Source organism: Verrucomicrobiota bacterium, assembly GCA_038744685.1.
GTDB lineage: Bacteria > Verrucomicrobiota > Verrucomicrobiia > Opitutales > Puniceicoccaceae > Puniceicoccus.
In genome coordinates, this window is sequence record JBCDMB010000052.1 from 1 (window position 1) to 9854 (window position 9854).

The 9854-nt window shown below is 53.1% G+C and carries 10 protein-coding genes; 5 read left to right on the plus strand and 5 right to left on the minus strand.

Features of this window, described 5'->3' with window-relative positions:
- Positions 1-111: 111 nt before the first annotated feature.
- Together AAGJ81_16070 and AAGJ81_16075 are read right to left on the minus strand one after the other, a co-directional pair.
- Complete coding sequence (locus AAGJ81_16070; GenBank protein MEM0967665.1) at positions 112-1401, minus strand: IS1182 family transposase; 1290 nt, start codon at positions 1399-1401, stop codon at positions 112-114.
- Positions 1402-1501: 100 nt separating this feature from the next.
- Entirely contained in the window at positions 1502-1762 is a 261-nt protein-coding gene (locus tag AAGJ81_16075; protein MEM0967666.1) for a hypothetical protein, read from the minus strand.
- A 31-nt stretch (positions 1763-1793) separates the two neighbouring features.
- Here AAGJ81_16075 and AAGJ81_16080 point away from each other — a divergent pair, with 31 nt between their 5' ends.
- Both AAGJ81_16080 and AAGJ81_16085 read left to right on the plus strand, forming a co-directional pair.
- Entirely contained in the window at positions 1794-2264 is a 471-nt protein-coding gene (locus AAGJ81_16080; GenBank protein MEM0967667.1) for an RHS repeat-associated core domain-containing protein, read from the plus strand.
- Between the two features lie 346 nt (positions 2265-2610).
- Positions 2611-3513 (plus strand): bile acid:sodium symporter family protein, encoded by a 903-nt coding sequence (locus AAGJ81_16085; protein MEM0967668.1) that lies wholly within the window; start codon positions 2611-2613, stop codon positions 3511-3513.
- A gap of 111 nt (positions 3514-3624) precedes the next feature.
- Here the strand turns inward: AAGJ81_16085 and purU are convergent, their stop codons facing one another.
- Complete coding sequence (gene purU, locus AAGJ81_16090) at positions 3625-4494, minus strand: formyltetrahydrofolate deformylase (protein ID MEM0967669.1); 870 nt, start codon at positions 4492-4494, stop codon at positions 3625-3627.
- Positions 4495-4543: 49 nt separating this feature from the next.
- Positions 4544-5530: a magnesium transporter CorA family protein gene (locus AAGJ81_16095; protein MEM0967670.1), complete on the minus strand. Its 987-nt coding sequence runs from the start codon at positions 5528-5530 to the stop codon at positions 4544-4546.
- A gap of 62 nt (positions 5531-5592) precedes the next feature.
- Here AAGJ81_16095 and menB point away from each other — a divergent pair, with 62 nt between their 5' ends.
- Complete coding sequence (gene menB, locus AAGJ81_16100; GenBank protein MEM0967671.1) at positions 5593-6420, plus strand: 1,4-dihydroxy-2-naphthoyl-CoA synthase; 828 nt, start codon at positions 5593-5595, stop codon at positions 6418-6420.
- 190 nt (positions 6421-6610) lie between these two features.
- Here menB and AAGJ81_16105 read toward each other — a convergent pair whose 3' ends face one another.
- Positions 6611-7441 carry an alpha/beta fold hydrolase gene (locus AAGJ81_16105; GenBank protein MEM0967672.1) on the minus strand — a complete coding sequence of 277 codons (831 nt, stop codon included), beginning with the start codon at positions 7439-7441 and terminating at the stop codon, positions 6611-6613.
- A gap of 13 nt (positions 7442-7454) precedes the next feature.
- Between AAGJ81_16105 and AAGJ81_16110 the strand changes: the two genes are divergently transcribed.
- On the plus strand, positions 7455-8846 hold the full coding sequence (locus tag AAGJ81_16110; GenBank protein MEM0967673.1) for a UDP-glucose 6-dehydrogenase: 1392 nt from the start codon (positions 7455-7457) through the stop codon (positions 8844-8846).
- Between the two features lie 23 nt (positions 8847-8869).
- The gene (locus AAGJ81_16115; GenBank protein MEM0967674.1) at positions 8870-9433 is read left to right on the plus strand and encodes an SIS domain-containing protein; all 564 of its coding nucleotides are present in this window, start codon (positions 8870-8872) and stop codon (positions 9431-9433) included.
- Positions 9434-9854: the final 421 nt, after the last annotated feature.

A 9854-nucleotide genomic window follows, 5' to 3' on the forward strand; every position in this document is an offset into this window, starting at 1 on the left:
CTTCGTCGAGCCGGATGATCTTCTCGTTCCCGGAAGCCGTCGCTTCCTCTTCTCTCTCTTTCTCGCTCATTGTCTTGGTTCCTTATCTGAACCTTCCTGAGCACCTCCAAATCAAAAGTGCGAAAAATACCCTACGTTATCGTAACGCGATCTTTTGAAGTGGTGGCGAACGGCTTGCCCGAATGAACCCTCCATGAGCCAGCGCCTACGGATTCGATTCTTCTTTGCTACTGAAGAGCGGGCCTGCGCCTGTGCACGGTCGATGATCTCTTGACCATCGTGGCGCTTGAGAGTCCTTCCGGTTTGGGATCTGGTGCATTGTGTGCGCATAGGACAAGACGCGCAGACTCCTTTGCGGGTGCCGTATTCGGTGTAGCGGCGCCCCGGCACATAGCTGCGACGGTAAAGCCGCTGTCCTTCCGGGCAGATGAACTGATCTTCGCGTTCATCGTAGGTGAAACACTCCGGTCCGAAGAGTCCCTCGCGGTCCTTGCGAACCCTTGCGTTGATAATGGCCATGTGGGTTTCATAACCCCTTCCTCCGAGCCTCCTGAAGTTATCCAAGGTGCCGTATTGAGCGTCTGCAACCAGAGTTTGTGCTACTTTCTCGCAGTTCGCTTCATGCTGACTTACCAGTGTCTCAAGCAATCGGTTCTCCTCGACATCACCAGCGGTGGTCTCGGTGGCGGTGATCACTCCGCAGCGATCATCGACCGTGCGATGATTCTTGTAACAAGGTCTGGGATCACCCTTCGCACCCGGCTTGCTCCGACGGACTACTGGAGCATCTAGGTCCGTTGTGCTCGTCAGCGTGGAGTTTACCTTCTTCGAGCAGGATCCTCTCTCGTCTCCATCATACCCCTCCAGTTTATCCACTTGTGCGCCACAGGCCGTCCTAAGGGCATCGATCAACTCCTCGGGCCCTCGGACAACGCTGTCTTTCGATGCATCGGCTACCACTAACGAGCCATCGGCATGAAGAACCTTCCCGCCGACAAGACCCTCCTCCGTGCATTGACGCACCGTGTGCACAAACAACTTCTCGAAAAGCTCATTGCCCCAACGGGCACGGGCCTTCGACAAAACACTGTGGCCGGGCACCGCATCGTCCAATCCGAAATCAAGAAACCAGAGGTAATCCAAACGCTCGGGCACGATCCGCATCAACTCACGTTCGCTACGAACTCCGTCCCAAAAAAGAAGAAACATCAGCTTTACCACCGTCACAGGGTCAGCGGAGACATGGCCGTTACTTCCATAAGTCCCTTCTACCTCCTGGCGCACCCAGCTGAAATCAACCTTCTCTTTGATCCTGCGCAGCGGGTTGTCGCGACGAACCCGTTTGTCCAAATCAACTCCGAAAGAAAACAACTCTTTCTGAGGCTCGTGAACTCCCATCATAGGCCGTCATTGTAAATCGGATTGCCCACGGGTATCCACTTCCAAATTACGAGTAGCTTATTTGGGCAACAGCTCCTCAAGACATGACGTATTTTGTGTCTTACCGCTCGCCTTCGCCAAAAGCGATCCGCTGGTCATGCGCGTTTTCCATGGCAACGACCGGAGGGTCCCTTTCCGACGTTTCAAGAGTTACGCCCTGGTCTACGAAGCCCTCGAAGACGGCATACTCGTCAAGGCGGTCGCTGACCTCCGTCGGAAGCCCTTTTTCTGGTCGGACCGATAGGCCGATCCGGGCCGAGATTTTGCTTCCTTCGACCGTCTTCGGAGCGTAGTCTTTGAAGTCGAAAATGGTCGCCTTCAACGCAGCCTACGCCCCGGAAGAAACCGACGAGTTGCCCGAAAACCGCGTCGGGGATTTTTTTTTCTTAGCCGCCGAACGCGTCGGAGTGGATCGTCCCGCAAGCCCTGATTGCGTCGGTGAAAAACGGCCATTGAGCTACGACACCGCCTCGGGTGTTACTGATTACGGCTTCAGATATTATGATCCGGAAACCGGGCGGTGGCCATCCAGAGACCTGATCGGAGAAAGGGGCGGACTGAACCTATATGGTTTTGCCGGAAATGATGGGGTGAATGCTTGGGATAAGCTGGGGTTATCCTATGTCGGTGACTTGTCGGAAGTGTTAACTGATCCCGAATCGTTTTGGCAGGGGAAGGCTGAGGAGTATTTAAAGAAAAATCCAACTATCAAAGGGTTTTTTACTGCAGCAGAGTTGGGAGCCAGTATCGCTGATTCTATTAATTCATCTTTGGTTTTTGAGCAAGGCAAGAAGGGGTCAGACGCAAAATATAAAGATCCGTGATTGATACTCGGACTTGCGGCAGGTCCACTTGTCCTTCGAAGCCTTGTGCGTATGGGGAATTCCGCCTCTCGCCGCCCGACCGAAACGGGAACCGCTCCCGCATCCCAGTCTTCTTGGATCTTTTCTTGCAGACTAATGGATCCTGCATGCGCTCCTTTCAGAGCTCCGTTTCTTTCTTCCGATCGGTGATTACAAATCCGAAGTTCGCAGCTTGTTTATCTATCGTGGCTGGTGGGTTGGGAACCGTTTAGCCAGAGCGTGATCTGTGACATGCTTCGCTTCCTTCTTTTTTCCTCAAGGAAGATTGCCGTTTACCTTGGCCTTGGTGGATGGCATGGAAAGGGCGATGGTTTGGGTTGTGAGGTTGTTTCCGGTTTGGGCGGTTTTGTTTTCGGTCGTTGCGTTAATGGTGCCCGGTCCATTCACGGCCTCCAAACCGGCTATCTTCCCGCTCTTGTCACTGGTCATGCTGGGGATGGGTCTATCGCTGACCTGGGGCGAGTTCCGCGACGTGTTTCGAGAGCCAAAGCTGATCGGGTTGGGAGTTTTTCTCCAGTTCGGGATCATGCCTTTGGCTGCTTTTCTGATCGGAAAAGGAATGGGACTCACGCAAGCGCAATTGATTGGAATGGTGTTGGTGGGAGCTAGTGCAGGGGGGACCGCATCCAATGTCATTTGTTATCTCGCTGGAGCGCGTTTAGCCCTTTCGGTAACTCTGACTCTGGCCTCTACCATTGCAGCGATCGGACTCACTCCTGCCTTAACGTGGCTTCTCCTAAGGACGACGGTGCCCGTGCCGGCCGGATCCATGCTCTTCAGTATCGTTGAGATTGTGGCGGTGCCGGTGTTGGTTGGAACTGCGATCAATTCCGCTTTTGGAAATCGATTGGAGAGAGTTCGCACGGTTTTACCGGCGGTTTCCGTGGTGGCCATTGTGTTTATCATAGCGATTGTCGTGGCACTGAATCGGGAGAACATCCTCACTGGTGCATTCGTCGTGTTTCTGGCTGTCGCTCTCCACAATTGCACGGGTCTTTGTCTGGGCTACTGGCTCACGAGGCTCTTTGGTTATGATCGAGTCACGGCTCGCACCTTGGCGATTGAAGTGGGGATGCAGAATTCAGGGCTAAGCGTGGCCCTAGCGATTCAGTATTTCTCCGTAGCCAGTGCATTGCCGGGGGCGATTTTCAGTATCTGGCACAACTTGAGTGGGAGCGTTATGGCCGCTTATTGGGGAAGGAAACGGTAATCTTTCTTGGTAGTGCCGTTTGACCTAAAACGGCTCGCGAGAAAAGTAAAGGAGCATGATGGTGGTAACCCACCGTTCCCCGAAGCGCAGCTTCGAGGCCACCGTTCAGTGCTAATCGAACAGGATCGTTTTATTGCCGTGGACGAGGACGCGATCTTCCAAGTGATACTGAAGTCCCCGGGCAAGAACCGTGTTCTCGACGTCTTTACCCAAGCGCATCAGATCCTCAAGCGAGTCGCTGTGGCGAATGCGCACGACGTCCTGTTCGATAATCGGGCCGCAGTCGAGGTCTTCTGTGACGTAGTGGCAAGTGGCTCCGATTAATTTGACTCCGCGCTCAGCTGCTTGGTGATAGGGTTTCGCTCCGACAAAGGAAGGAAGGAAACTGTGGTGAATGTTGATGACTTGATGGCGGTATCTCTCGCATAGCCACGGTGGAAAGATCTGCATGTAGCGAGCGAGAACAACCGTGTTTGGCTTGGCCGCTTCAATGAGAGCAGCCGTTTCTTCGAACGCGGCTCTTTTTGCTTTCGGTTCTTTCGGGACTGGAACGTAATGATAAGGAATCCCATACCACTCGACCAGTTCGCGAAGGGTATTGTGGTTTGAAATGACGCAGGGAATGTCGCAGGGGAGGTCACCCACTTTCCAGCGGTGAAGGAGATAGGCGAGACAGTGGTCAAACTTGCTCACCAACATAACGACCCTTCGACGCTCATGGGCATCGTGAATCTGCCACTGCATTGCCAGCTCTTTGGCCAGTGAGGCAAACTCCTCTGACAGCGTGGGCACTGTGTCCGCACTCTTTTCGATGCTGAAGGCGTAGCGCATGAAGAACGTTTCGGATCCCGGGTCTTCGTATTGATCTGCCTCGGTAATCGAGGCACCCCGTTCGGCAATAAAGCCAGCGACTCTTGCAACGATGCCCACCTGGTCGGGACAAGTTCCGACGAGTCGCAGCTGCATACGCTCATTTTTCATTTTGAACTTTGTAAGATACGTTTGTCGGGTTGTCAGTTTCGCTGATCTCTTAGATCCAACCTTTTCGTCGGAAGAAAAGGAAGGGCAGGATGGCACTGAAAAGCATCAGAGCCAGGGCAAAAGGATAGCCCCATTCCTGACTCAGCTCTGGCATGACCCTGAAGTTCATCCCATAAATACTCGCGACTACGGTCGGGGGTAGGAAGATTACCGCTGCAATCGAGAAGATTTTGATGATTTGGTTTTGCTCAATGTTGATCAGACCGAGGATCGCATCGAGAAGAAAACCGACTCTTGCATCGAGGAAGTTGGCGTGATCACTGAGGGACTGCACATCGCGGCCGATCCCTTTCACATGGGAAATGAGCGAATCGACCCCTAGATTTTTGATCGATTCAAGAAAGTATACAATGAGGCGGTTGATCGTCATCAAACTCTCCCGTGTTTTGGCAACGGTTTCTCCATTTTGGCCAGTCCGGTGAAGGAGTTCTTTGAGTTTTTTGTTTTGGTCTTTTGCTTTCTGGCTTTCGTTTTCGGCCCGGAAAATTTCGCTTGAAAGGCGATCGCAATTGCCGCCGACCCGCTCAAGAATATCGGCGAGCCGATCCACAATGCTGTCGACCAGACCGCTCAGGACATGCGCGGGCGATCCGCGGTTGGCGGTCCGGCGTTTTCGATTGGCGATGAACATGCGGAAAGGCTGGTTGTCGACATAGCGCATGGTCACGAGCGTCTTCTCGCGGAGGACGAATGTAACCGGAGAGGAACGAATTTCACCTGGCTGGTCGCTGTTGGCGAGGACCGTTGCCGTCATGAACAAGGCTTGGTCCTCTACGTACAGGCGACTGGTCGATTCGATCTCTTCCATCTCTGGTTTGGTCGGAAGGTCGAGGGAGAGGCGATCATTCCAAATTTCAATCTCGTCCTCGGTGGGCTGGAAGAGGTCGATCCAAAGAGAGTGAGTCTTTGGGTCAATTGATCCAAAGTTCTCATCGTCGATGGTGTCACCGGTCGTCAGATCGTAGATCGTGAACATGGGGTCCGATGCAAACGAATCGAACGCTTTGCAACCAGACTAAAAATCGGTAGAAACGGGATATGGAATGGCAAACTGTCCGCGAATTTGAGGACATCCTCTACGAGAAGAACGAAGGGATCGCAAAGATTACGATCAACCGACCTCACCGGCGAAACGCGTTTCGTCCGAAGACAGTTTCGGAGATGTATGAGGCGTTTCTCGACTCCCGTGAGGATCCGAAGATTGGGGTAATCCTCCTCACCGGGGCTGGGCCCCATACAGACGGAAAATACGCGTTTTGCTCAGGGGGAGACCAAAAAATTCGAGGGAAGGCGGGATACGTTGATGATGAAGGGGTTCCGCGTTTGAATGTGTTGGATTTGCAGAAGCTCATCCGTTCGATTCCGAAAGTGGTCATCGCACTGGTTGCCGGTTACGCGATCGGAGGTGGCCACGTTCTTCATGTGGTGTGCGACCTCACCATTGCAGCGGACAATGCGGTTTTCGGCCAGACCGGTCCCAAAGTCGGGAGTTTCGACGGCGGGCTTGGCTCGAGCTACTTGGCCCGAATCGTTGGGCAAAAAAAGGCACGGGAGATCTGGTATCTTTGCCGCCAGTATAATGCGACCGAAGCGGAGGATATGGGGCTGGTGAACAAGGTCGTTCCCGTTGAGCAGCTCGAAGCGGAAGGAGTGCAATGGGGGAGAGAGATCATGGAGAAGAGCCCGCTGGCGATCCGGAGTCTGAAGTCGGCCTTCAATGCCGAGCTGGATGGACAGATGGGGATCCAGGAGCTTTCTGGGAATGCGACTCTTCTATACTACCTCAGCGAGGAGGGGTCCGAGGGGAAAAATGCGTTTTTGGAGAAGCGGAAACCGGATTTCAGCAAGTATCCTTGGTTGCCGTAATTTTTTAAGATAGGAGGGGGTAGTACCGCGGTTTTGGGACGATGCGCGCTATTTGAAAATAAAATCGGGGTACATATGGAGTCGTGCCCGGCTTGCCGGAGCCTGCGCCCTGCCTTTGGAGGATCGATCCTGCAGACCGGAACCCTACCACATTTCATTCAGAAGTGGTCCTTGCCTGAAAACCCGAGCGTTAACGATCCTGAAAACGCTGCAGAACTTCTTCCATCTGATCCTGAGCCATTCGCCTGAGGTCATTGTGCCGACCTCCCTCGATCAGGATGAGCTCGGCGTTGGATCCTGCTTTTTCTTTGAGCCGCTTCGAATGGGAAGGGGGGATGATGCGATCCTCGGATCCGTGGATTAGAACAATCGGCGAAGATACGGCTTCTATGAGATCCTCGGTAGGGAACGGCTCCCGCAGTAGGAGTGGTAAGGTTGGAGCAAGCGAAAAGACGGAGCGAAAGGTTGACTGGAGGACCAGGGCTCGAAACTGCTCCTTCGATCCGAGGTAAGCTGCCGGTGCTCCCCCGAGTGAATGTCCCCAGAGGACCGTGTTTTCCGGGCGAGCACCGAGCTCTTCAATGGCATAGTTCCAAACAGAGTCAGTCGCAGCCCTCACGCTGTCTCCGGTCGGTTCCCCGGTACTGAGCCCGTAACCAGGATAGTCGAGAGCGAGAACTGAATATCCGAGCGAACGGAACCATTCGATACGCTCATAGCTATGGCCAAGATCCAGTCCGTTTCCGTGAAAGTAGAATAGAAGTGGAGCTTTCGGATCGATGTTCTCGCGGTAGATAAAGACAATCTCGTTTCCATCGGGTGCCTCGACACGGGCAAAGAGGGCGCTGTCCTCGTAACTGCTTCCCCGGTAGGGGAAGAGTTGTTTGGGATACACCCAACGCACCAGAAGGTTGAGGAGGAGATAACCGACGGTAAGTGTCAGAACGACTGGAAGAATAAAACTGCGGAAAGGCATAACGATCAGGGATTGCAGAAATACCCGAAGGCCCTCAAGCTCCATGGTTTTTTTAAAAATGGCAAAGAAAGTTTGTTGTATTGGTGCCGGGTATGTTGGGGGTCCGACAATGGCGGTGATCGCTCAAAAGAATCCAGACGTAACGGTCACCGTTGTCGACCTGAACGCGGAACGTATTGCGGCATGGAATAGTGAGGCCCTGCCGGTTTTTGAACCGGGCCTGCTTGAGGTGGTTCAGGGAGCCCGAGGCAGGAACCTGTTCTTTTCCACCGAAGTGGATGAGACAATTGCTGAGGCCGATATCGTTTTTGTCTCGGTCAATACTCCGACAAAGGAGTTTGGGGTAGGTAGCGGAAGTGCGGCGAATTTGATGTTCGTTGAGCGGTGTGCGCGGACAATTGCCCGGGTTTCCCGATCGGATAAGATCATTGTAGAGAAATCAACCGTGCCAGTGAGAACCGCAGAGTTCCTCAAGCAGATTCTCGATGCCGAAGGATCGCAGCATCAGTTCGAGATTGTTTCCAACCCGGAGTTTCTTGCAGAAGGGACGGCAATTGTTGATTTGAACAATCCGGACCGTGTCCTCATCGGTGGTGATCAGACCGCAGAGGGTGCTGAAGCGGTTGCCTCGGTGTCGTCCCTCTACGAAGCTTGGGTGCCGAAAGATAGGATTGTAACGACAAATCTTTGGTCTTCAGAGCTCTCCAAGTTAACCGCGAACGCATTCCTCGCACAGAGGATTTCCAGTATCAACGCGATTTCCGCACTCTGTGAGCGGACTGATGCCGATGTAGACGAAGTTGCACGCGCAATAGGGATGGACTCGCGAATCGGTCCCAAGTTCCTAAAGAGTTCGGTCGGTTTTGGTGGCTCATGCTTTCAGAAGGATATTTTGAATCTCGTTTATCTGTGCGAACATTTCGGCTTACCGGAGGTGGCAGACTATTGGCGCAAGGTCGTTGAGATGAACGATTATCAGAAGAGCCGTTTCGTAAAAAGAATCATGGCCGCAATGTTCAACACGGTCAGCGGTAGGAGCATTGGGATCCTTGGATTTGCCTTCAAGAAAGATACCAACGATACCCGCGAGTCTCCGGCAATCGCCGTCTGTCGGGATCTATTGGCTGAGAAAGCCGTTCTGCGGATTTACGATCCTCGTGTGGAGCGAAACCAGATTTACCGAGATCTTGGTCTCGATCCTGCGAAGGAGGATGCCCGCGTGCTCATCATGGAGGACGCTTACGCTGCTGTGGAGAGTGCCGATGCAATCTGTGTCCTGACCGAGTGGGACGAGTTCCAGGAGCTGGAATTTGAAAAGATTTTCTCCTCAATGAGAAAGCCGGCTCACGTTTTTGATGGCCGCAACCTCCTCGACAGTAGGCGGCTGAAGTCGATTGGTTTTTCCGTTCATAACATTGGTAAAGGAGAACGTGCAATCGTTGGAAATTGAGGTCGACGGATAACGGGTTTCTGATGATTGAATCTCTCATCGGTGTTCTTGAGAAAAGCCGCCTGCTCGTTCCGGCTGTTGAAAGGACTGGACTTCGAATTGCCGATTGTCTGAGTAGAGGGGGAAAGGTACTTGCTTGTGGTAACGGGGGAAGTGCTTCCGATGCGCTTCATCTTTGCGAAGAGCTTACGGGGCGCTATCGCAAAGACAGGAAACCTTTGCCAGCAGTTAGCCTCGCAGCAGATGGCACTGCCCTTACGTGTATTGCAAATGACTTTGGCTTTGAACAAGTATTCGCCAGACAATTGGCGGCTCTCGGGGAAACAGGGGATCTCTTGGTGGCATTTTCCACGAGCGGGCAGTCTCCGAACATTCTTCAGGCACTCGATTTCGCAAAGAACGAGCCTATCCACTCGATCGCTCTTCTCGGCAACGATGGTGGTGAAGCAGCGAACCTGGCAGACGAGGCAATTGTCGTTCCCTCGACGGATAGCGCCCGAATTCAGGAAGTGCATACTCTGATTCTCCATTCATGGTTGGAGATTGTTGAGGAGAAGTTATTTGGGTTTTCGCGGAGCGGTGAGTAGTGGCTTTTCTGGTTGGGCGTAGGCTCAGCTCGACAAGCTGACGACAGGGCCGGCAAGCCTCGGTGCCTAAAATCAAAACGGGGCTATAGTTTCGGAATGCCCGGCTTGCCGGAGCCTGCGCCCTGCTATGTTGGTTTGTGTCAAGAGCGTATGAGCTGTTGGTGGATTTTTACATTACGATTGTTGGTTGGTTTGGTTTCAGAGTCATTCGCACGTCCGCCGAGCAAGGCCACAGATTCTTACTGATCCGGGATAACCTGCTATCCGTGATTCCTTTGATTGGGTAAGGAAGAGCACATTATGACCTATCCATTGGGTCATTCGAAAAGCTTGGCGGCGAAGTGGCCCACACTACAAAAACGTCGTATTGATCGACAAGGGCGCCCCCGGGCACACTCCGCGCGAAGTTGACTGAAAAAGA